This window comes from Porphyrobacter sp. GA68 (assembly GCF_022605525.1).
Classification (GTDB): domain Bacteria; phylum Pseudomonadota; class Alphaproteobacteria; order Sphingomonadales; family Sphingomonadaceae; genus Qipengyuania_B.
Genome location: NZ_JAKQYJ010000001.1, coordinates 307,310 through 327,519, shown reverse-complemented (window position 1 = coordinate 327,519; position 20,210 = coordinate 307,310). Strand labels below are relative to the sequence as shown.

At 65.6% G+C, this 20,210-nt stretch carries 23 protein-coding genes and 1 tRNA gene; 17 read left to right on the top strand and 7 right to left on the bottom strand.

The window, feature by feature from the left end; translation table 11 throughout:
- Positions 1 to 89: 89 nt before the first annotated feature.
- A tRNA-Arg gene (locus tag LHJ54_RS01610) sits at positions 90 to 166 on the bottom strand.
- Positions 167 to 318: 152 nt separating this feature from the next.
- On the opposite strand from LHJ54_RS01610, the gene LHJ54_RS01605 reads away from it, so the two are divergent.
- From LHJ54_RS01605 to LHJ54_RS01565, 9 genes are all read left to right on the top strand, one after another.
- Entirely contained in the window at positions 319 to 822 is a 504-nt protein-coding gene (locus LHJ54_RS01605) for an MmcB family DNA repair protein (RefSeq protein ID WP_228244262.1), read from the top strand.
- 75 nt (positions 823 to 897) lie between these two features.
- Positions 898 to 1,620: a sterol desaturase family protein gene (locus LHJ54_RS01600; protein WP_228242030.1), complete on the top strand. Its 723-nt coding sequence runs from the start codon at positions 898 to 900 to the stop codon at positions 1,618 to 1,620.
- Positions 1,621 to 1,660: 40 nt separating this feature from the next.
- Positions 1,661 to 2,101, top strand: a complete 441-nt coding sequence (locus LHJ54_RS01595; protein ID WP_228242029.1) for a DUF2141 domain-containing protein — start codon at positions 1,661 to 1,663, stop codon at positions 2,099 to 2,101.
- A gap of 111 nt (positions 2,102 to 2,212) precedes the next feature.
- Positions 2,213 to 3,907 (top strand): hypothetical protein, encoded by a 1,695-nt coding sequence (locus LHJ54_RS01590; RefSeq protein ID WP_373457045.1) that lies wholly within the window; start codon positions 2,213 to 2,215, stop codon positions 3,905 to 3,907.
- 39 nt (positions 3,908 to 3,946) lie between these two features.
- On the top strand, positions 3,947 to 5,041 hold the full coding sequence (locus LHJ54_RS01585) for a phosphatase domain-containing protein (protein ID WP_228242027.1): 1,095 nt from the start codon (positions 3,947 to 3,949) through the stop codon (positions 5,039 to 5,041).
- Positions 5,042 to 5,989 (top strand): alpha/beta hydrolase, encoded by a 948-nt coding sequence (locus LHJ54_RS01580; protein ID WP_228242014.1) that lies wholly within the window; start codon positions 5,042 to 5,044, stop codon positions 5,987 to 5,989.
- A gap of 15 nt (positions 5,990 to 6,004) precedes the next feature.
- Positions 6,005 to 7,369 (top strand): M48 family metalloprotease, encoded by a 1,365-nt coding sequence (locus LHJ54_RS01575; protein WP_228244260.1) that lies wholly within the window; start codon positions 6,005 to 6,007, stop codon positions 7,367 to 7,369.
- A 10-nt stretch (positions 7,370 to 7,379) separates the two neighbouring features.
- Positions 7,380 to 8,072 (top strand): DsbA family protein, encoded by a 693-nt coding sequence (locus LHJ54_RS01570; protein WP_228242013.1) that lies wholly within the window; start codon positions 7,380 to 7,382, stop codon positions 8,070 to 8,072.
- Complete coding sequence (locus tag LHJ54_RS01565) at positions 8,069 to 9,052, top strand: M48 family metallopeptidase (protein WP_228242012.1); 984 nt, start codon at positions 8,069 to 8,071, stop codon at positions 9,050 to 9,052. The genes LHJ54_RS01570 and LHJ54_RS01565 overlap by 4 nt, the downstream gene beginning before the upstream one ends.
- 7 nt (positions 9,053 to 9,059) lie before the next feature.
- Here the strand turns inward: LHJ54_RS01565 and LHJ54_RS01560 are convergent, their stop codons facing one another.
- On the bottom strand, positions 9,060 to 9,614 hold the full coding sequence (locus tag LHJ54_RS01560; RefSeq protein WP_228244259.1) for an HD domain-containing protein: 555 nt from the start codon (positions 9,612 to 9,614) through the stop codon (positions 9,060 to 9,062).
- A gap of 180 nt (positions 9,615 to 9,794) precedes the next feature.
- On the opposite strand from LHJ54_RS01560, the gene LHJ54_RS01555 reads away from it, so the two are divergent.
- A complete protein-coding gene (locus LHJ54_RS01555; RefSeq protein ID WP_228244258.1) occupies positions 9,795 to 10,943 on the top strand; it encodes a sensor histidine kinase in 1,149 nt (382 codons plus the stop codon).
- A gap of 58 nt (positions 10,944 to 11,001) precedes the next feature.
- On the opposite strand, the gene purD is transcribed toward LHJ54_RS01555, so the two are convergent.
- Positions 11,002 to 12,318: a phosphoribosylamine--glycine ligase gene (gene purD, locus LHJ54_RS01550; protein ID WP_228242010.1), complete on the bottom strand. Its 1,317-nt coding sequence runs from the start codon at positions 12,316 to 12,318 to the stop codon at positions 11,002 to 11,004.
- Between purD and xseA the strand changes: the two genes are divergently transcribed.
- From xseA to LHJ54_RS01535, 3 genes are all read left to right on the top strand, one after another.
- On the top strand, positions 12,317 to 13,780 hold the full coding sequence (gene xseA / locus LHJ54_RS01545) for an exodeoxyribonuclease VII large subunit (RefSeq protein WP_228242003.1): 1,464 nt from the start codon (positions 12,317 to 12,319) through the stop codon (positions 13,778 to 13,780). The two genes, purD and xseA, sit on opposite strands and share 2 nt — an antisense overlap.
- Before the next feature lie 17 nt (positions 13,781 to 13,797).
- A complete protein-coding gene (locus tag LHJ54_RS01540) occupies positions 13,798 to 14,001 on the top strand; it encodes a DUF2093 domain-containing protein (protein ID WP_228242002.1) in 204 nt (67 codons plus the stop codon).
- Positions 14,002 to 14,099: 98 nt separating this feature from the next.
- Complete coding sequence (locus LHJ54_RS01535) at positions 14,100 to 14,906, top strand: M23 family metallopeptidase (RefSeq protein WP_228241999.1); 807 nt, start codon at positions 14,100 to 14,102, stop codon at positions 14,904 to 14,906.
- Positions 14,907 to 14,930: 24 nt separating this feature from the next.
- On the opposite strand, the gene rpmB is transcribed toward LHJ54_RS01535, so the two are convergent.
- On the bottom strand, positions 14,931 to 15,221 hold the full coding sequence (rpmB, locus tag LHJ54_RS01530) for a 50S ribosomal protein L28 (RefSeq protein ID WP_228241994.1): 291 nt from the start codon (positions 15,219 to 15,221) through the stop codon (positions 14,931 to 14,933).
- Positions 15,222 to 15,373: 152 nt separating this feature from the next.
- Here rpmB and LHJ54_RS01525 point away from each other — a divergent pair, with 152 nt between their 5' ends.
- The 3 genes from LHJ54_RS01525 to LHJ54_RS01515 all read left to right on the top strand — a co-directional run bounded on the left by LHJ54_RS01525 (position 15,374) and on the right by LHJ54_RS01515 (position 16,704).
- The gene (locus tag LHJ54_RS01525; protein WP_228241992.1) at positions 15,374 to 15,625 is read left to right on the top strand and encodes a hypothetical protein; all 252 of its coding nucleotides are present in this window, start codon (positions 15,374 to 15,376) and stop codon (positions 15,623 to 15,625) included.
- 42 nt (positions 15,626 to 15,667) lie between these two features.
- Positions 15,668 to 16,099: a nucleoside deaminase gene (locus LHJ54_RS01520; RefSeq protein ID WP_228241990.1), complete on the top strand. Its 432-nt coding sequence runs from the start codon at positions 15,668 to 15,670 to the stop codon at positions 16,097 to 16,099.
- A 65-nt stretch (positions 16,100 to 16,164) separates the two neighbouring features.
- Positions 16,165 to 16,704, top strand: a complete 540-nt coding sequence (locus LHJ54_RS01515; protein ID WP_228241988.1) for a DUF1345 domain-containing protein — start codon at positions 16,165 to 16,167, stop codon at positions 16,702 to 16,704.
- 22 nt (positions 16,705 to 16,726) lie between these two features.
- Here LHJ54_RS01515 and nadC read toward each other — a convergent pair whose 3' ends face one another.
- The 3 genes from nadC to LHJ54_RS01500 form a co-directional block, all read right to left on the bottom strand.
- Entirely contained in the window at positions 16,727 to 17,587 is an 861-nt protein-coding gene (gene nadC, locus LHJ54_RS01510; RefSeq protein WP_277754009.1) for a carboxylating nicotinate-nucleotide diphosphorylase, read from the bottom strand.
- 82 nt (positions 17,588 to 17,669) lie between these two features.
- Positions 17,670 to 18,467, bottom strand: coding sequence for a LytTR family DNA-binding domain-containing protein (locus tag LHJ54_RS01505; RefSeq protein ID WP_228241974.1), 798 nt, complete (start codon positions 18,465 to 18,467; stop codon positions 17,670 to 17,672).
- Positions 18,468 to 18,542: 75 nt separating this feature from the next.
- Positions 18,543 to 19,550: an adenosine kinase gene (locus LHJ54_RS01500; protein ID WP_228241971.1), complete on the bottom strand. Its 1,008-nt coding sequence runs from the start codon at positions 19,548 to 19,550 to the stop codon at positions 18,543 to 18,545.
- Between the two features lie 107 nt (positions 19,551 to 19,657).
- Here LHJ54_RS01500 and LHJ54_RS01495 point away from each other — a divergent pair, with 107 nt between their 5' ends.
- Positions 19,658 to 20,089, top strand: coding sequence for a hypothetical protein (locus LHJ54_RS01495; protein WP_228241968.1), 432 nt, complete (start codon positions 19,658 to 19,660; stop codon positions 20,087 to 20,089).
- The last annotated feature ends 121 nt before the right edge of the window (positions 20,090 to 20,210 follow it).

Sequence of the window (20,210 nt, the reverse complement as noted above, 5' to 3'; positions counted from 1 at the left end):
AGCCCGCACATTGTGTGGGGTCAATCGTAGGGCCGCTTTCTACACCTCTGCCGAAATCTGTTTGAAAACAACGCACTAAGGCAGTTGACTGGCGCACCCGACAGGATTCGAACCTGTGACCTCTGCCTTCGGAGGGCAGCGCTCTATCCAGCTGAGCTACGGGTGCCGGCGCGGCCGCAGCACCTAGCAAAGCCAAACGGCAAGCGCCAGCATTGATTGCGCGGCCAACAGCGCTTGACCGGGTTCACCCTATGTTCCACGTGCAATGGCATGAGCGAATCATTGCCAGTGGAGCGTGGGGGCCGGTCCGTTGCGGTCATGTCGTTGACTCAGCGGGCGGAAGACATGCTCGCGCCTGACGCGCTGGCGGTGGCGCGGGGTATCGCCCGGCTGTTTGCACGCAACGGGATCTGGTGCCTGCCCGAAATGCCGCTGCGGAACAACCGCCGCGCCGACCTGATGGGGCTGGATGAGAACGGGCGCATCGTCATCGTGGAGATCAAGGTGAGCCGGGCCGATCTGCTGGGCGACAGCAAGTGGCCCGATTATCTTGAGTTCTGCGACCGCTTCTTCTGGGGCGTGCCGCCCGAACTCGATCGGACGCCCTTGGACGGAGAGGCGTATCTGCCCACTCGGTCAGGCATCATCATTGCCGATGGTTACGACGCGGAGATCGTGCGGCCGGCCGCTTTGGCTCCGCTGGCGGCGGCACGGCGCAAGAAGGAGGTGGAGCGGCTGGCCCGCACCGCCATGCGCCGCATCTGTTTCGCAGGCGATCCAGCATGCGCGGAGCACCAGGAGGGCACCGGGGCGATCGCGTGATCGGTTCGCTTGCTCGCATAAATACCGCATTTTAACCTCGCGTCCATGTACCGGCCCGCATAGGACGGGGCAGCCATGCCGTCCTTCATGCTCCTCATCCTGGCCCTGCTGGGCACCAGCGCGATCGTGGCGACCCGTTATGCGGTGGTCAGCGGGGCATTTCACTGGCTGACAGAACGGCGCAGCCCCGGCAGTTACCGGGCGCTTGGCGACCAGATCCGGCGCGAGATCGGCTGGTCGATGTCCGCCGCCTTCGTCTACGGTGTGCCAGCGGGTCTGGTTCTGTGGGGGTGGGTGCACCACGGCTGGACCCGTATCTACGCCGACTGGGGCGCTTACCCGCTATGGTATTTGCCAGTCTCGGTCGGCGTCTATCTCCTGGCGCACGACACCTGGTTCTACTGGACCCACCGCGCATTGCACCATCCTCCGCTGTTCCGGCGCTTCCATGCGGTGCATCATGTCGGCAAGCGGCCAACCGCTTGGACCGCGATGAGCTTTCACCCCGGCGAGTCGCTGACGGGAGCGGTGTTCATCCCTCTGTTCGTGTTCCTGGTACCGATCCACGTCGCCATGCTGGGCATGGTGCTCACCGTGATGACCGTGCTGGGCGTCACCAATCATCTTGGCTGGGAATTATTCCCCCGCCGCCTGGTCCGCGGCCCGGCAGGCGCCTGGATCATCACGGCCAGCCATCATCAGCGTCATCACGAACGCTATCAATGCAATTACGGGTTGTATTTCCGCCACTGGGACAGGCTGTGCGGGACGGATCGGGGGTTGTCCGACAATGTTTGAAGCTGGGTCAGCGTTGCGCAGAACCGGCAGGTGCGCTGCCGTGGCGCTGCTGCTTGGCGTTCCGGCAGCCGCGCGGGACTTGCCGTCCGACGCCTCGACCAGCGGCGGGGCGGCCGTCCATGTGACGGTCACCAACCTGCGGTCCGGCGAGGGGATGGTAATGGCATGCCTGACCGCCAATCCCGCCAAGTTCCCCAAGTGCCGCGACGATCCTGCCGCGTACCGCGCCCAGGTCGCCGCCGCCCGCGCCGATCAAATCGTGTTCCGTGGGGTGCAGCCGGGTCGATATGCCATCGCGCTCCTGCATGACGAGAACGGGAACGGGAAGGCAGACCGCGCAATGAGCATGATCCCGCGCGAAGGTTTCGGCTTTTCCCGCGACGCCAAGGTCACCATGGGGCCTCCGCGCTTCAATGAAGCCGCGTTCACCGTATCAGGCAGGGACCAGCGCATGACCATCACCATGCGCTACATGCTCTGATCAGGCGCGCGCAAACGCTGCGAAACTTCGGCGGCTTGCTTTACACAATGTTTACCATGGGTGGGGCAAGGATGCTGCAACGAGGCAGATTTGCAGCAGGGGCCAACTTCTATGCGCGGTATTCTCAATTCGCTTAGCGCGTTTGGCGGGTCTGCCGCCCGGGAGCAGGAAGCGGATTACGAGGAGGCCGATGCCGAAGATCGGATGATCGTGGAACCGCCGCCATCACCCGTAGGGCAGGACGAGCGGCGGATGCAGGTGCGGGCGTACAATTACTGGGCAGGCTTGCTGGGAGAGCGCAACTTTCCCGACATCAAGGATCTGGACCCGCGCGACCTGCCTGATTTCGGCCCCTACAGCGTACTGCTTGATTTCACCCAGGGTATCGACAATCCGGTGGTCGCGTTCCTCGGTGACCGTCTGGCGGTGGAATGCGGGGCGGATCTGTTCATCAACCGCCTGGGCGACGTGCCGAGCCTCTCGCTCCTCAGCCGCATTACCGATCATTACATGCAGATCCTGGCTAATCAGGCGCCGATCGGGTTCGAGGCAGAGTTTGTGAACGCGCGCGGTCTGACGGTCCTTTACCGCGGCATCCTGCTGCCGTTTTCCGGCGATGACCAGACGATTGACCACATCTACGGCATCATCAACTGGAAGGAGTTGGCCGACCAGGCGACCACCGAGGCGCTGTTGCACGAACTGGACGGGGCGTTGGCCGAAGGATTTGACAGGCCGCTGGCAGACGGCGGCAACGTCCTCGATCTCGGCCTCGTAGGCGAGATTGCCGGAGATGACGAACTGGACGAGTCGGATGCCGACGAAGCGGAGCATCTGGATCTGGATGCCGATCCGGTCCTGCTGTTCACCCAGCCGGAATTCGCGGAAGAGGACTGCTCCTTGGAGGAATACGAGGAAGGCGAGGCCGAGGAGGAGGACGAGCGGATGCCCAGCCTCATCACCATGCCGATCGACCGGCGGGAACGGCGCAAGACGCCGGCGCCGCTCGACCTGACCGCCTTTGCCGATTGCGGGGTGCCTGTTAGCGGCGCCCCCGCGTTCGACCCCTATGCCGAGGATCTGGACCATCCTGCCGCCGCGTACAGTCTGCCGGTCCCGGCAATAGGGCTGCCGACGCCGCCCGACAGCCCCAAAGCAATGCTGGAGCGGATTGCCATCGCGATGGGAGCGGATGACGAGGCGACCGGGCTCCACGATTGTCTCGCCGCTGCACGTGAGCTGGCCGATGCCGCGCTGAGCAGCGAGGACCGGACCCGCGGCGCACTCTACCGCGCGGTCAGCCGGGCATACGACGTCAGCCTTGCGGCCGCGCAGGAGCCGGAGGAATTTGCGGAACTGTTGGCCGACAACGGTCTGGAGATGCAGGACCGCGCGCCCATGACTCCTGTCGCAAAGCTGGTTTTCGGCGCGGATTACGACAAGACAAGGCTGGCCGAGATCGCGACGGTGCTGAGTCATGCGCATCGGCGCCGGGTTGAATGGGGTGGACTGCGCGCGCTTCTGCAGCAGTCTGAGGGCGGCATGAAGGCCATCATCAGTGAAGAACGCCGCCTGCGCCGCGAGGACAAGGGGCTTCTGGCAAGGCCGGTGCCTGCCATGCGCGAAGAGCTCGCTCAGCGTTTGCGCGCATCAGGCGCAGTAGCGCTTGAAGACCTTGCGCCGGACGGTCCGGAGTTCGCGCTGGTCATGCTGCACCGCTGCCCGTCGGGCAGACTGGTCCTGCTGGGCGAAATACCGCACGACCCGCAGCTGGTGACGCGCGCGGCACGCCGTCTGGTGGGGTGACACTGGCGATCTGGCGCGTATCGCCCTAGGGCAGGGGGCATGCCCTTATTGCCCGTGCATCCGGTCCGTGTTCAGCCATACTTCGGCTATCGCAATGAGAACCACCTCCGCCTGAAAGTCCGTGCCCTGCGGTCGGCAGCCCCCCAGTTCACCGGGGGCGGCCGCTGGCAGGCGTTTCGCACTATGTTGGGTCAGTTCCTCTCGCGCGAGGTTGCCGATCTGCCGGTCCAGCTTGAGGTCGCGGGAGCCGAAGGGTCGCAATGGTTCGACGGACGCACCGATCAGGAAGGGTATCTGCTTTTCGATGTACCGCTTTCCGCGGCCCGTGCGCTGCCGGCGCAAACGGCGTGGGAGGTGGCGGTACTGCATTGGCAGGATCGCGGCCATGCGCACTGCGCCGATGCCTTCGTCCTTGCGCCCGGCAGGGAAGCACGGCTGGCGGTGATATCGGACATCGATGACACCATCATCGAGACCGGCATCACCGGCGGGATCGCATCCCTTGCGCGCAACTGGCGGCGGGTACTGGCCGAACTGCCGGAGGAGCGCCTGCTGGTCCCCGCGGCCGACCTGTTCTATAACGCGCTCGGTGGCGGTGCGATGCTCGAAGAGGGGGAGGCGCACCTCGGCACGCGTCAGACAGCGGCAGCGAACCCGTTCTTCTATATCTCCTCGTCTCCATGGAACTTGTTCTCCTATCTTGTCGCGTTTCAACGCGCACGCGGGCTGCCCCTGGGGCCGATGGCTTTGCGGGACTGGGACTTCAATCGTGCAACTCTGGGGAGCAAAGGCCACGGGCCGCACAAGGAAGCGGCAATTGCCCGGCTGTTCGATTTCTACCCCTGGCTGGATTTCGCACTGGCGGGCGATGACACGCAGGCCGACCTGCTGGCTTTCGCGGCCACCGTGCGGCGATACAGGTCACGCGTGAAGGCGGTGTTCGTGCGGCAGGCGGGGCCGCCGTCGAGCGCGGAGGAGATCCAGGCGGCGGCCGACATTCGCGCGGCCGGCGTGCCCTTGTGGCTGGGCGAGGATTATTCGACCACCAGGGCGTTCCTGGAGGAAACAGGGCTGGTTGGCGAAACGGGTGCGGCCAACGTAGTGCGCACGGTCGCGCATCAGGAACCGGGCTGAATGCGCCGGGGTCGAGGCATGGGCCTGGTCAGCTGGGCTGCCACAGGCATGGCCCTGATGATCATGGCGGGGGCCGGTGTCTGGCAATGGGCGGTCAGGACAGGTTCGGCCGCGCCGCTCAACTGGATCGACGCGGCCTTTCCCCGCGACAGGCGCGCTCGGCTGGCCGCGACGGCCGGCTATGGAGCACACCCGGCGCAGCGGCTGGAACTGTGGGTGCCGCATGGCGAAAGTGGCAACCGTCCCTTGATCGTCTTCTATCATGGCGGCGGGTGGCATACCGGCGCGCCTCGCGATTACCGGTTTGTCGCGCGGACCTTTGCCGAACATGGGTTCGCCACCGCGCTGGTGGGCTACCGCCTGGTGCCGGACGGACGGTTTCCCGCTATGCTGCAAGACAGCGCGGCGGCGCTGGCCTGGCTGGCCCGCAACGCCGCCGGCCATGGAGTTTCTGGGCAAAAGGTGATCCTGGCCGGACATTCGGCCGGTGCCTACAATGCGGTCATGCTCGCGCTCGATCCTCAGTGGCTGCGGGACGCAGGCGTGCCGGACACCATGGTGGCAGGTGCGGCAGGACTTGCCGGACCGTACGATTTTTATCCGTTCACCACGGATTCTGCCCGCGCGGCGCTGGGCCATGCAGAGCCGCCTGACAGGACCCAGCCGATCCGCTTCGTGCGCAGCGACGCCCCGCCGCTGCTTCTGATCACGGGCGCGGACGACGATGTGGTGAAGCCCCGCAATTCGGCCGCTCTGGCGGCGGCACTGCAGATGGCCGGCGGCGAGGCAGAGCTTGTGATCATTCCCGCCATGGGTCATGCCGGGATCATCATGGCCCTGTCCAAACCGTTCGCCCGGGACGCCGCCGTTGCGAGCCAGGTCGCCGACTTCGCCAGGACGAGGCTGGCCCAGCCCACTTCAGGCGCGGTTCAGGACCGATTGCGCTAGCTTGCGGCGGTGACTGTGCCCTCCTCCCGCTTCCTCGCCTATGTGTTCGCCTTCTGGGCGCTGGCCCTGCTGGCGGCGCGGCCTGCCATTGCCCAATCCGTCTTGCGCGACACCGAAACGGAAGCCGTGCTGAACGACATGGCGGCGCCGCTGGTGGAGGCGGCGGGGCTGGACCCGGGCAATGTCCAGATCGTCCTGCTCAACGAACCGTCGATCAACGCGTTCGTCGCCGGCGGGCAGATCATCTACATCCATTCCGGTCTGATCGACGCCGCCGATACCGCGAACGAGGTGCAGGGCGTGATTGCCCACGAACTGGGCCACATTACCGGCGGCCACATCAACCGTTTTGATGAAGGGGTGGGCGCGGCAACCAGGATCAGCCTGCTGTCCCTGCTGCTCGGCGTGGCCGCTGCCGCAGCCGGGGCGGGCGAGGTGGCACCCGGCATCATGATGGCGGGGCAGCGCGCGGCCATCGGCAAGTTTCTCGCCTTTACCCGCGTGCAGGAAGCGAGCGCGGATGCCGCGGGTGCGGAGTACCTTTCCAAAGCGGGCATTTCCGGGCGCGGTTCGCTCACCTTCTTCCGCAAACTTCAGGGCGAATTGTCACGCCGGGGATTTCGGCGGAACGATGAAACGGAGTTCGTGCAGACCCACCCCCTGTCTTCCGACAGGATCCAGCGGCTGCGGGAAACATACCAGGCAGACCCGGCGTGGGAAGCGCCGGACGACCCTGCGCTGCAGGCGCGTTTCAGCAAGGTAAAGGCCAAGCTGTTCGGCTACCTCGCGGACCCGGCGCAAACCATGCGTCTCTATCCCGAAAGTGACGGGAGCGTGGAAGCGCATTACGCTCGGGCCTACGCGTACCACAAGCAGGCCAAGGTCGAACAGGCTCTGGCAGAGACAGAGGCGCTCCTCGCGATGCAGCCGGACAACCCCTTCTTCCTTGAACTCAAGGGGCAGGTGCTGCTCGAATCGGGCCGGCCGGCAGAGGCGATCGAATCGTTGCGGGCGGCGACGCGGCTGACCAACAACGCGCCATTGATCGGCTCCATCTTTGGCCATGCGCTCCTGGCCACGGAGAACGCCGCTCATCTCTCCGAGGCGGAACAGGTCTTGCGGGCATCGGTTGCACTCGACCGACGCAATCCGTTCGCCTGGTATCAGTTGGGGCAGGTTTACGCGCAGAAGGGGGATGAACCCCGCGCCATGCTCGCCAGTGCCGAGCAGCAGGTTCTGCGCGGCGAGTTCGCGCCTGCCTTGCGCAGTGCGCGCGGTGCGGAGGCGGGACTGCCCACCGGCTCACCGGATTGGATCCGGGCGCAGGATGTCGGATTGGAAGCGCGGGCCGCTCTTGAACGCCAGCGCGACCGGAAGTGACACGGTAGAGATGCGGCGTCACGCGCTGACCGTTCTGCTGGCACTGATCGCGGGCTTTGCTGGCGCGGCGTTGTGGTCGGTGACCGGACTGGGCGATCGGCAGACGCGCAGCTATCTGGTTGCCAATCCCGACATATTGCCGGAAATGGCGTCCGCGTTGCAGCGACAGGATGCCCAGAGGCGGCTCGCCGGGATCGAGGATCAGGTCACGTCCGCTTTCCCCGGTGCCGTGCTCGGCAACCCGCAAGGGACGCGCACCCTGGTCGAATTCAGCGACTATGCCTGCGGTTACTGCAAGGCTAGCCTGCCACATGTGAAGGCGCTGGTCGCAGCCGATCCCGACTTGAAGGTGGTGATCAGGGAATGGCCCATCTTTCCTGGCAGCGAGGAGGCGGCGAGGATGAGCCTCGCGGCGGCGAAGCAGGGCAAGTTCGCGGCGTTCCACGATGCCATGTATGCGCATGGTCCACCCTCGCCAGACACGGTCCGCCGGGCAGCCGAGGTCGCGGGGCTGGACCTTGCACAAGCGCAGGCAACCGCTCGCTCCGAGGAGGTCACCCGCGAATTGGCGCAGAACATGGCCTGGGCCGAGCAGCTGGGGTTCACCGGCACCCCTAGCTGGATAGCCGGGGGCGAAATCATTCAGGGCGCGGTCGGGCCGGATCGGCTGCGCGGCGCGTTAAACGGCACGGGTGGCGGGTGAGGGGGCTGAAGGCCGCGATCGTTGCCGGGCTTGTGGCACCCATCGCTGCGCTGCCTGCGCAGGTTGAAGCCAACTCCACCAGCCAGGCACTGCAACGCCTTCAGGCCAGCGAAGCGCGGCTGTTCGACATCGGCTGGCGGCTTGTCACCGGCAATGCTGCCTTTTGCGGCGATGCCGCGCCGGCAGCGGGCCTGCTGTTGCACGATGCTGACAGCTATGCCGACTCCGCCGCGGTGATTGGCGCGCTGGGGCTGGACGGGCCGATCGGCGTTCAGGCCGTAGCAGGCGGCTCACCCGCCGAGGCGGCCGGGCTGGCGCCGAACATGACGCTGGTGGCGGTGGCCGATCAGGACTTGGCGAACTGGCCACTCGACAGCGGTGCCAAGTGGACGCGAATGGCGCAGATCAACGATCTTATCGAGCGGCGGCTTGCCGAGAGGGGCAGCGTGACCCTTCGCGCCAGGCGTACCGGCAACGCCGAGGAGCGGGAAGTTGTGCTGCCCGGCGCCCTGGCGTGTCCGACCAGGTTCGAACTGCTGCCTGGCAGCGATAGGGTTGTGGCCGACGGCACAAGGGTGCTGATCGGCGACCAGTTTAGCGGACTGAGCTATTCCGACGAGCTGCTCGCCGCAGCGGTTGCGCATGAGCTGGCACATAATTTCCTCCGCCACCGCGAACGGCTGGACGCAGCAGGCCGGTCGCAGGGCAACATTCGTGAAACAGAGCGCGAAGCGGACCGGCTGATGCCATGGCTGCTCGCCAACGCGGGCTATCGCCCGGCAGCCGCAGTGGAGTTCATGGAGTATTGGGGACCGCGCAGCCGCAGCGGCGCGCTTGGCGGCATTTTGCGCGCCCGGTCGCACGACGGTTGGGACGAGCGCGCGCGGCGAATTACAGCGGAACTGCCCTTGGTAGAGCGCGCGATTGCCGACAACGGGGCCGCCGACTGGCGCACGAGGTTTGCGACGCCCGACCGCTGAGTCTTCCCTACGCGTCTTCCATGGCGGCGGCATACAACGATACACGGGGGCGAGCCATCACCCGGCGCACCATCGGTTCGAAAAACTCCAGCGGTTCGCTGTCGTAGTCGGGATCAAATGCCGCCTGATCGTATTTCTCGCAGAACAGCCGGCATGCTTCGAAATGCGGGTGATTGCGGAACTGTTCGCGAACGTCGCGATCCATCCCCAGAAAGTGAAAGTAGTAATAGCCCTGAAAAGCGCCGTGGTTCTGGCAGATCCAGTGGACTTCCTCTGACACGAACGGCTTCAGGATGGCGGCCGCGACTTCCGGGTGGTTATAGCTGCCCAGCGTGTCGCCGATATCGTGCAACAGCGCCATGACCACATATTCCTCATTCCGCCCGTCCCGATGGGCGCGGGTGGCGGTTTGCAGTGAGTGTTCCAGCCGACATACCGGGAAACCGCCGAAGTCGCCATCCAGCAGCTTGAGATGGGCCAGCACCCGATCGGGCAACCCCTTCGCAAAGGCGCGATATTCACCGCCAATGATCTGCCAGTCGGCGGCCGTACCCTCGTCCATGGCGCGGAAGGCAGCGCGCGCCTTTCCGTGCTCGGCCGCGCCATGCGATGGGTCGGATCCATGCTCGTCTGCGGCCGGCCGGCTGAATTCTTCTGTCCGCTCCATCGGATCCTCTCCTCAAAAGCGCATACTACACGCTGGCGGGACGCGTCACAATTGCGCTAAGGCCGGCGCTTGATGATGGCCGTTCTCCCGATAAAGCCGGTTCCGTTCTTCGAGAACAAGAACCGGGCGTTCTGGAACCTGCAGGCTGCTGGCTGGGGTGGCGCGTTTATTCTGCGGTCCGCTTCCGCCATCGCGGGGCGGCAGGAATGGGATTTCGTCATCATCACGCTGATCGAGATGATCACCGGATTCTCGATCAGCCTGATCCTGGCGGTCATTTATCGCCACCTGATGCAGCTGCGGCCGATCCTGCTGTGGACCGGTGCGTCGGCCGCGCTGGTTGTCGCGGTGGGCGTGCTGACCATTATCGATGCCTGGGTCATCACCCTGTACCGGCCAGACCGGACCACCGGCTTTGCCCAGCTGTTCCTTGGCATTTTGATCTATCCGCTGACCCTGCTGGGCGCGTGGTCGGCGCTGTATTTCGCTATCAACTTCTTTCTCAAGATCGAGCAGCAGGCCGATCATCTTCTGCGGCTGGAGGCGCAGGCGGCCAACGCGCAGCTCGCCATGCTGCGTTACCAGCTGAACCCGCATTTTCTGTTCAATACGCTCAATTCCATCAGCACGCTGGTACTGCTGAAACAGACCGAGCCCGCGAACGCCATGCTGACCCGGCTGTCCGCGTTCCTGCGGCATACGCTGGTCGCGCAACCCACCGGCACGGTGACGGTGGCGCAGGAGGTGGAGAACCTCAAACTTTATCTCGACATAGAACGAATGCGCTTTGAAGAGCGGCTGCGCACGTCCTTTCGCATCAGCCACGAGGCGGCGGAGGGACGCCTGCCGTCCCTGCTGCTGCAGCCGCTGGTGGAAAACGCCATCAAATACGCGGTCAGCCCCCAGGAAGAAGGTGCGAAAATCTCCCTGACTGCCCAGCGAATCGGTACGCGATTGCGGATTGAGGTGAGCGACACGGGCCCTGGCCCCGGTGCGGCCGGACCGCTGACGGCAGCCGACCTGTCCGCCCGTGCCAAGATTTCGACGGGAGTGGGCCTCGTCAACATTCGTAACCGGCTGGAACAAGCCTATGGCGACGATCACCGTTTCGAAATCCGCCGCAATGACGAGGGCGGCTTTTCGGTAGTCATCGAATTGCCGTACGAACAGGCGGAGAAGGAAGAGGAGGCTCGGCCCGCGCTCGCCCGGCAGGGCGCCGCCTGAGCTTATCCCTTGATCCGCAGATGCCGCACAGCCGCCGCGGCCGCCCGGCGGCCCGGAGCTACGTTGCGGCGCTTTCGCCGGCTGTCTGTTGCGATGATCGCGCTTCCCGCTCCACCTCTCGCCAGCCGATATCGCGGCGGCAGAAGCCGGTGGGGAAGTGGATCGCATCCACCGCGGCGTAAGCGGCTGCCTGCGCTTCCGCGACGCTTTTCCCCGTTGCGGTGACATTCAGTACCCGGCCGCCGCTCGCCCGGAGTGTCCCGTGGTCGAGAACGGTTCCGGCGTGGAAAATCTTGGCCCCGTCTGCTTCCGCCGCACCCAGATCAATGCTGCCGCCAGTCTCCGGCTGCCCGGGATAGCCCTTGGCCGCCATGACCACGGTCAGAGCGGTCACAGGTTCGAACCGGTGGCGTCCGCTCTCCAGCTGGTCGAGTTCGCCGCGCGCGCACAGCAGCATCAGCGTGGCCAGATCGCCGCTATAGCGCATCATCAGCACCTGACATTCCGGGTCGCCGAAACGGCAGTTGTATTCGATCAGCTTCGGCCCGTCCGACGTGAGCATCAGCCCCGCGTAGAGGACGCCGGAGTAGGGCACGCCTTGCGCTGCAAGGGCGGCGACTGTCGGTCCGATGATGTCCTTCATCACCTGTGCCTCCAGCGTGGGTGTCAGAACCGGGGCGGGCGAATAGGCGCCCATGCCGCCTGTGTTAGGGCCTGTGTCGCTGTCGCCTACGCGTTTGTGATCCTGCGCGCTGCCGAACGGAATAACCGTGCGGCCGTCGGTCAGGGCAAAAAAGCTGGCCTCTTCGCCTTGCAGAAACTCCTCGATGACCACCGCGCTACCGGCTGGGCCGAAGCGACCTTGCAGAAGGTCCGCCAGCGCGACTTCGGCCTCATGCCGGCTCTCGGCGATTACGACCCCTTTCCCGGCGGCCAGCCCGTCAGCCTTGAGGACGAAGGGTGCGTTGAAGCGGTCCAGCGCTTCCCGGCCCTCTGCGATGGAGCGGACGTGGGCATAGGCCGCAGTCGGGATTTCCGCCTGCGCGCACAGTGCCTTGGTGAACGCCTTGCTTCCTTCAAGCTGGGCCGCGGCGCGAGACGGGCCGAACACCGCGATGCCGGCGGCGCGCAGATCATCCGCGAGCCCCGCAACCAGAGGCGCCTCCGGACCGATCACCACCAGATCTATCATCCGGTCGCGGCAGAACTGCTCGACCTGCGGATGATCGGCGGGGTTCAGCTGCACCAGCTCGGCGTGTTGCGCGATGCCCGGATTGCCCGGTGCGGCATAGAGCCTGGCGAGGACCGGGGATTGCGCCAGCTTCCACGCGAGCGCATGTTCACGCCCGCCGCTGCCCAGCAAAAGGATGTTCATGCCCGCTTCCTTCAACGACGATGACGATGCCGGTCGCCTCGTAGCCAAGCAGCATCCCGGCGACAACGCCGAGCCGCTGAGCATTTCCGAAGTTTCCAGCCTGATCAAGCGGACAATGGAGGACCGCTTCGGCTTTGTCCGCCTGCGCGGCGAACTGTCTGGCGTAAAACGGGCGGCCTCGGGGCACCTCTACTGCGCGCTCAAGGACGACAAGGCGGTGATCGACGGCGTGATGTGGCGCGGGAGCGCGGCGCGGCTTGCCTTCGGACCCGAGGACGGGCTGGAGGTGATCGCATCGGGCAAGGTCACGACCTATCCCGGCCGGTCCAAGTACCAGATCGTGATCGACAGCATGGAGCTGGCGGGGGAGGGCGCGCTGCTCGCCCTGCTGGAACGAACCCGGGCGCGGCTGGAAGCGGAAGGGCTGTTCGCCCGCGAGCGGAAACGCGCGCTGCCCTATTTGCCGCGCGTCATTGGGGTTGTGACATCGCCGACCGGGGCGGTGATCCGCGACATCCTGCATCGGCTGGCCGACCGCTTTCCGACGGAAGTGCTGCTGTGGCCGGTTCTGGTGCAGGGGCCGGACGCGGCGCGGCAGGTCGCAGCGGCCGTGCGCGGTTTTGGCGAGCTGACACCCGGCGGCGCGGTGCCTCGGCCCGATCTTCTTATCGTCGCGCGCGGCGGCGGCTCCATCGAGGATCTGTGGAGCTTCAACGAGGAAGAGGTCGTTCGCGCCGTCGCGGCGTCCTCCATCCCGGTCATCAGCGCGGTGGGGCACGAAACCGACACCTCCTTGTGCGACTTTGCCGCCGACCGCCGCGCGCCAACGCCGACTGCGGCCGCCGAAATGGCTGTGCCGGTGAAGGCGGAACTGCAGGCGTTGCTGGCGGACTTCGCCGCGCGCACCCGCCGGGCGGCGGTTCGCCCGGTCACGCTGGGACAGGAACGGCTGCTGGCGCGCGTCCAGCGGTTGCCGCGTGTCGAGGCGCTGCTGCAACCGCAGGCGCTGCGGCTCGATGAAGTGGCCGACAGGTTGCGGCGCGCGCTGCAGGATCGCGCCCGCACTGCGGGCGAGCAGTTGCAGCGGTACGGCGGGCGGCTGTCGCTGCCGTTGCTGCAACAGCAGATCGCCAGCCGGCAGGCGACCTTGCGCCGGATCGCGCTGCGCCCGCAATTGCTGGAGCGGATCGGACGCGGCGCGGAACAGCGCCTTGACGCAGCCGCGCGTATCTATCGCTCGCTCGATCCCAAAGCGCCACTGAAGCGCGGCTTCGTGCTGGTCCGCGCGGCAAATGGCGATGTCGTCCTGCGCAAGGCCATTGCCGAGCGGGAGGAGCGCCTGCAGATCGAGTTTGCGGACGGCAGTCTCGATGTAGTGCCGGCGGCGCTAGCAGCGAAGGCTCCAAGGAAGCGCGCAGGTTCGCCGTCGGCGCGGCAGGATGATTTGTTCGGCGCGCCGTAAGCTGTTAAGGTTTGGCCATGCTGATGAATTCAAGTGATGACGAGGCGCGGCTGCAGTACGGGCCGAACGGCTTTCGTGTTCTGCGGCCTGGCAAATACGTTTACTGCGCGGTGTCTGCCGTGGCTATTCCATTGGCCGAACTGCGGTACTGGAGCACGGATTTGCAGGAAGCCTATGCCTCCCCCGAACTGGCGGCCCGGCGCCTCACCGGTCGCGGATGAGCGGGTGTGGTGGCGCTTCATCGGCGGCTATTGGCGCCCTGTTGCTGGGCGCCTGCGTTCCCGCCACCCGGATTGCTGAACCGGAGCCGCAGGCCGGAGTGACCCAGCCAGTTCCCGCGAGCGAACCGGCGACCAGGAGTGCCGGGCCGACCGCGTTCCTGTTTGAAGGTGAACTGGAACAGGGCGGGTGGATCAGAGGGCAGGCGCCTGCGGGAACGCGAGCCGCCCGGCTGGACCGGCAGCCGTTGGAACTGGATGACGAAGGGCGGTTCTTCGCCGGCTTCGACCGGGATGCGCCGGGGACCGCCCGGCTCGTCGCCGAGATGAAGGACGGCAGGACCGTCGAGCAGGACCTGACCATCCGGCCACGCGTGTGGCAGATCGAACATGTGAATGTCGCCCGCACGCCCGGCGGTTCGTCCGAAGCGTTCCTGCGGCGACGCGCGCCGGAACTGGCCCGAATCAATGCCGCCCGGGAGGTGCGAAGCCGCAGCGAGGGCTGGCGCGAGGGGTTCATCTGGCCGGCCCCGGGGCGCGTGTCGGGCCGGTTCGGCGCCCAGCGGATCTATCGCGGAGAGCCGGGCAGCTACCATTCGGGCCTCGACTTAGCGGGCGGTCGCGGCACCGCGTTCGTAGCGCCAGCCAGCGGCGTTGTCGTGCTGGCAGCGGAAACGGAGTTCTCGCTGGAAGGCAAGCTGATCATCATCGACCACGGAAAGGGGCTGAACAGCGCCTTCCTCCATGCCGACAGCCTTGCTGTGCGGGAAGGCCAGACGGTTCGTCAGGGCCAGCTGCTCGGCACCATCGGGGCGAGCGGGCGCGCGACCGGGCCGCATCTGCACTGGAGCCTCAAGTGGGAGGATGCGCGGCTCGACCCGCTCCTGTTCCTGCCGCCAAGACCCTGACGGCAGTTCGTCGGCAAAAGCGGCTCAGGCCGCTTCGCTGCCCGCCTTCTTCAGTTCACGCTTCACCTTCAGCGCTCCGGCTGAAAGCTTTTCGTCGCTGGTCTTGAGCAGCCAGTTGTCCAGTCCGCCGTTGTGTTCGACCGAGCGCAGGCCGTGCGTGGACACCCGAAACTTGAACGAGCGGTCCAGCTTTTCCGACAGCAATGTCACGTTCTGCAGGTTGGGCAGGAAGACGCGCTTGGTCTTGTTGTTGGCGTGGCTGACGTTGTGGCCGACCTGACGGCCTTTGCCGGTGAGTTCGCAGATGCGCGACATGACTTTTCTCGTTTGCAGATGTTACGGGCGATGCCGGGAAGGCGCGCGCTTACCCTTGCGTCGAAAAAAGGTCAAGCCGGACAGCGCCCTTGCCAGCGGCTGCAGTTCAGCTAGATTGCGGCAACATCTAGGCAAAATAAAGGAAGCATCTGATGAAAAAGATTATTGCAGTAGCACTGGCCGGTGGCGCATTGCTGGGCCTGTCCGCCTGCGACGTTGACCAGACACAGGAAGGCGAACTCCCCACGGTTGACGTACAGGGCGGTCAGCTTCCCGAGTATGACGTCCGCCCGGCAGAAGTGGAAGTCCAGACCGGCACCACGCAGGTCGAAGTGCCGACCGTCGATGTGGACGTGCGCCAGCCGGATGCGGCCGGTACGCCTGCCACCGGCCGGACCGAGTAACATCCGGGGCGCCAGCGGATGCGCTGGCGCCTTCCCGAACCAATGCAAGCCGCGCTTGAACAAGCGCGGCTTGCTGCGTTTGCGGACGAAGTCCCCGTGGGCGCGGTGATTGTTCTGCGTGGCGAAGTGATCGCCCGTGCCCATAACCGGCCGCGGGTGTTGTGTGACCCTACCGCCCACGCCGAAATGCTGGCGATCCGTCAGGCTGCGGAGCACCTTGGCCAAGAGCGCCTGGCGCAGTGCGACCTGTGGGTGACGCTTGAGCCGTGCGCCATGTGCGCCGGCGCAATCAGCCACGCCCGAATCGCGAGACTTTATTACGGCGCGGCCGATCCGAAGGGCGGCGCGGTGGAACATGGCGCGCGAGTGTTCGATCATCCGCAGGCGCTGCACCGGCCAGAAGTGTATGCCGGCATCGGCGAGCAGGAGGCCGGATCGCTGCTGCAAACCTTTTTTGCGGGGAAACGACGCTGAAGCATCCGCGCTACGTTCTGTTTCTGGGCGTCTTTGCGGCCAGTGGTGGCGCATTGACGTCCGTGGTGCCGCTGCGTTTTGCGCTGCTTGGGGCTTTTTGTCTCGCCGTCGCCGTGTTCGTCGCTTCCTGCGTGCCTCTCTGGCGGGGTGGCGATCCCTCATTGCTGCGCCGTCACGCGCGGCGGGATGATGTCGGTGGTCTGTTGCTCTTGGTGCTGACGGTGACGATTTGCGGCGCGGTACTGGCAACTTTGTCGCTGCTGCTGCTTGAGCGCGGCGCTCTCGACACTGCCGCGCGCTTCCTCCTCCTCGTTACCCTGATTGCCGCCTGGGTGTTCGCCAACCTCATCTATGCCATGCATTATGCCCGAATGTTCTGGAGTGACGAACACGGTGGCGGATTGGAGTTTCCCGCCACTGCGCAGCCGGGCTTCGCCGACTTCGTCCATTTCGCCGCCGTGATCGGCATGACGTGCCAAACCGCCGACATCGCCATAACCAGCACGGCTTTGCGCCGGGTGGTCACAGGGCACAGCCTGTTCGCATTCGCCTTCAACCTTGGCGTGCTGTCGTTGTCGGTAAACCTGCTTGCAGGGCAGGGCTAGGTCGCAGCCGCACAGGCGAAGCTCACAGCGGTGTAAAATCGAGCCCGATGTCGGCAGCGGGCGCGCTTTGGGTCAGCCGACCGACTGAGATATAGTCCACGCCGGTCGCTGCCTTGGCGCCGATCGTTTCCAGAGTAATCCCGCCGCTTGCTTCCGTCTGCACCCGCCCGCCGACCAGTGCGACCGCCTGCTGCAACGTGCCTGCATCCATGTTATCGAGCAGCAGGCGGGTCGCGCCCGCCCGGATCGCGGGTTCGATCTGGTCGAGCCGGTCGACCTCGCAGATGATCTGCGCGACGCCCGCCGTAACGGCGCGCCCGACCGCCTCGTTCACCGAACCCGCGACAAGGACGTGGTTGTCCTTGATCATCGCAGCATCCCACAGGCCCATGCGGTGGTTCTGTCCGCCGCCCATGCGCACCGCGTATTTTTCCAGCGCCCTCAGCCCCGGCAGCGTCTTGCGCGTGTCGAGCAGGACGCAATCCGTGCGGCCCATCGCCTGCACGTATTTGCGTGTCAGGGTTGCAATGCCGGACAAGTGCTGCACCGTGTTCAGCGCGCTGCGCTCGGCGGTGAGCAGCGCGCGCGCGTTTCCGCTGAGCCGCATGATATGGGCTCCGGCTCCCAGCTCGTCGCCTTCCGCAACCAGCCGTTCGACCTGCACGTCAGGATCAAGCGCACGGAAGAACGCGTCGGCAATGGGCAGGCCCGCCACGGTTATGGGGTCGCGGCTGTCCATGACGCCGGCGAACATCGCATCAGCGGGGATGACGCTTTCGCTGGTGAGGTCGCGACCCCCGCCAGGGACTCCACCGCCAAGATCCTCCGCAAGCGTGTCGCGCACAAAGCGATCGAGGTCGAAGTTCGGCAGGCTGAATGACATCACACCCTGTTCATAGACGGCGGTGCGGATTTGGCCACAGCAATGCGCCGCCCGGCCGCCACCACATAGCTTCGGGCAAAGCTTAGTGGACGAAGCGCGCCACCACGTCGCGATAGGATCGCGACACCTTTACCTCGGCGCCGGAACCCAGCACCAGGAAGCATTCACCATTGGTGTGCGGCTTTACCTGCCGCACCTGATCCAGGTTGACGATGGTGGAGCGGTGGACCCGCTGGAACTTGCGCGGATCCAGCCGGCGCTCCAGGTCCTTCATGGTTTCGCGCAGGATCAGCGAATTGTCGCCGGTGTAAATGCACATGTAATCGCCCGCGGCCTCGATATGCTCGATGGAGCCGACCTCCACCCGGAAGATCTGACCGCGATCCTTGATGTTGATAAGCTTCTCGAACCTGTCGGCGCTTTCGGCTGGCTGCTCCACCAGCTCTTCGGCAGCGCCCGGCGCAACTTCCGACAGGACGTTCTTCAGCTTTTCCGCTTCTTCGGACGAACGCTTTTCGGCAAGGCGGGTGCGCACCCGTTCGATCGTGTCGGCCAGCTTGTCCTCGTCGACCGGCTTCATCAGGTAATTCACGGCATTTGCCTCGAATGCGCGGATGGCGTGTTCCTCGTAGGCGGTGACGAACACGAACAGGGGTGGCTCGATATCCATCACGCCCTGCACCACGGAAAAGCCGTCAAAGCCGGGCATCTGAATGTCCAGGAAGCAGAGGTCGGGCTTTTCCGTCTTTATCATCCGGATCGCCTCGCGCCCGTTAGCGCAGGTGCCAATGACTTCGATCTCGTCATATTTTTCGAGCCGCAACTGCAGCCCCTGAATGGCGAGTTTCTCGTCATCGACGAGGATCGTGCGGATGGTCATGGGGCGACTCCCTTCGGTTGGTTTACCACAGGCGACAGCCGCTCTGCGCTGCTGTTTCGGAACAGGACATTAACCTTACGGCAAGGTAGCTGCTTCGCTGCCGTTAACAAGCGCGGCGAGATCGGCTTCGGGCCGCGCGCCATAGTGGCTGATGACCTCGGCCGCGCAGATGGCGCCCATGCGCAGCGATGCTTGCAGGCTCCGTCCGCGAACATGCCCCCACAAAAAACCTGCGGCGAACAGGTCGCCTGCGCCGGTCGTGTCGACCACCGCGTCGACGGGCTCGGCTGCGACTTCCGCCCGAACGCCTTCGCTGATCGCAACTGCGCCCTTGGCGCTACGCGTGGCGACCAGCACCGGCACCTTGCCCGCGAGAGCGGCCAGCCCGGCCTCGAACTGCGACTCACTGGTCAGCGTAGCCAGCTCTTTCTCGTTGACGAACAGGATGTCGATGAGGTTGTCAGCGATCAGGGCGCGGAAATCATCGCCATGGCGCTCGATCACGAAGCTTTCGGATGCGGTAAACGCCACCTTGCGTCCCGCCGCGCGCGCAACTTCGATGGCGCGGCGCATCGCGCTGCGCGGTTCTTCCGGATCCCACAGGTATCCCTCGAGATAGAGGACTGCAGCGCTGGCGACCACGTCTTCGGCCAGAGCGGCCGGCGGCAGATACTGGCTGGCACCCAGGAAAGTGTTCATCGTCCGCTCGCCATCCGGGGTCACGAAGATGAGGCAGCGCGCCGTCGGCGGATCGCCCGCGCGCGCGGGAGTATCGAAGTCCACGCCGGCGGCGCGAATGTCATGCGCGAATACCTCGCCCAGCTGATCCTGCGCGACCTGGCCGATGAAGGCGCACTGCGCGCCAAGCGCCGAAAGTCCGGCCAGTGTGTTCGCCGCCGAACCGCCGGAAATCTCCCGCGCTGGACCCATGGCGTCATACAGTTCCTTCGCCCGCGCCGTATCGACCAGCGTCATGCCACCCTTGGCAAGGCCGAGCTCCTCGATCAGATCATCGGCGCAAGGGGCCATCACATCGACAATGGCATTGCCGATGGCGATAACGTCGTAACGGGCTTCGGGCATTGGGTCTCCAGAGGGCTGTGGGGTTGCGCAGCCCCTAGCCAGTGCGGCTGCTGTCGCCAAGGCTTGCGTTGACTCCGGGGCAGAAGCTGCGCAGACCATCCCGTCTGATGTCGCATCCTTCAGGCAAACTGCTTCTCGTCCTGCTGCCGGTGCTGGCCGGCTGCACAGCTGTTCCAACGGCCGGACCGCCGCGAACGCAGTCGGTGGCTCGCGGCCCAAGTGCCCCCGTCCCGGCAACCGACCCGGCACCGCCCGCCACCGGCTTCATTGCGCCAACCGTGCTGCGCGAACGCGGGCTGGAGGACGTCATCGGCCAGCGGGTCAGCGGGGTGGAGCGGTTGTTCGGCGAGCCGCGCCTGCGGGTGCCGGAAGGCGATGCGCTGAAGTTGCAGTTCACGGGCCGCGCATGCGTGCTGGACGTGTTCCTCTATCCGACGCAGCCTGGAGCGGAACCGGTCGCCACCTATGTCGAGGCGAGGCGGGCAAGCGACGCGGAAGAGGTGGACCGTGCCGCCTGTGTCCGTGCGCTCAGGCGTTAGGGCGTGAAATCAAGCGGTGCTTCGGCGCCGCCCTGAAGCGGGAGCGGGCCACGAGGAGGTATCGCCGGCACCGCGATCCCGGCCTCGGGCGGCTTGCGGCGCCCAGACCGCCGGGCTGGCC

Bases quoted from the DNA above. Each gene is read 5' to 3' on its own strand.
- LHJ54_RS01580 (WP_228242014.1), top strand. From the start codon at position 5,042: ATGCGCCGGGGTCGAGGCATGGGCCTGGTCAGCTGGGCTGCCACAGGC.
- LHJ54_RS01555 (WP_228244258.1), top strand. From the start codon at position 9,795: ATGGCCGTTCTCCCGATAAAGCCGGTTCCGTTCTTCGAGAACAAGAAC.
- LHJ54_RS01500 (WP_228241971.1), bottom strand. From the start codon at position 19,550: ATGCCCGAAGCCCGTTACGACGTTATCGCCATCGGCAATGCCATTGTC.
- LHJ54_RS01540 (WP_228242002.1), top strand. From the start codon at position 13,798: ATGCTGATGAATTCAAGTGATGACGAGGCGCGGCTGCAGTACGGGCCG.
- LHJ54_RS01520 (WP_228241990.1), top strand. From the start codon at position 15,668: ATGCAAGCCGCGCTTGAACAAGCGCGGCTTGCTGCGTTTGCGGACGAA.
- xseA (WP_228242003.1), top strand. From the start codon at position 12,317: ATGCCCGCTTCCTTCAACGACGATGACGATGCCGGTCGCCTCGTAGCC.
- LHJ54_RS01560 (WP_228244259.1), bottom strand. From the start codon at position 9,614: ATGGACGAGGGTACGGCCGCCGACTGGCAGATCATTGGCGGTGAATAT.
- LHJ54_RS01505 (WP_228241974.1), bottom strand. From the start codon at position 18,467: ATGACCATCCGCACGATCCTCGTCGATGACGAGAAACTCGCCATTCAG.
- purD (WP_228242010.1), bottom strand. From the start codon at position 12,318: ATGAACATCCTTTTGCTGGGCAGCGGCGGGCGTGAACATGCGCTCGCG.
- nadC (WP_277754009.1), bottom strand. From the start codon at position 17,587: ATGTCATTCAGCCTGCCGAACTTCGACCTCGATCGCTTTGTGCGCGAC.
- LHJ54_RS01600 (WP_228242030.1), top strand. From the start codon at position 898: ATGCCGTCCTTCATGCTCCTCATCCTGGCCCTGCTGGGCACCAGCGCG.
- LHJ54_RS01525 (WP_228241992.1), top strand. From the start codon at position 15,374: ATGAAAAAGATTATTGCAGTAGCACTGGCCGGTGGCGCATTGCTGGGC.
- LHJ54_RS01585 (WP_228242027.1), top strand. From the start codon at position 3,947: ATGCCCTTATTGCCCGTGCATCCGGTCCGTGTTCAGCCATACTTCGGC.
- rpmB (WP_228241994.1), bottom strand. From the start codon at position 15,221: ATGTCGCGCATCTGCGAACTCACCGGCAAAGGCCGTCAGGTCGGCCAC.
- LHJ54_RS01495 (WP_228241968.1), top strand. From the start codon at position 19,658: ATGTCGCATCCTTCAGGCAAACTGCTTCTCGTCCTGCTGCCGGTGCTG.
- LHJ54_RS01590 (WP_373457045.1), top strand. From the start codon at position 2,213: ATGCGCGGTATTCTCAATTCGCTTAGCGCGTTTGGCGGGTCTGCCGCC.
- LHJ54_RS01605 (WP_228244262.1), top strand. From the start codon at position 319: ATGTCGTTGACTCAGCGGGCGGAAGACATGCTCGCGCCTGACGCGCTG.
- LHJ54_RS01570 (WP_228242013.1), top strand. From the start codon at position 7,380: ATGCGGCGTCACGCGCTGACCGTTCTGCTGGCACTGATCGCGGGCTTT.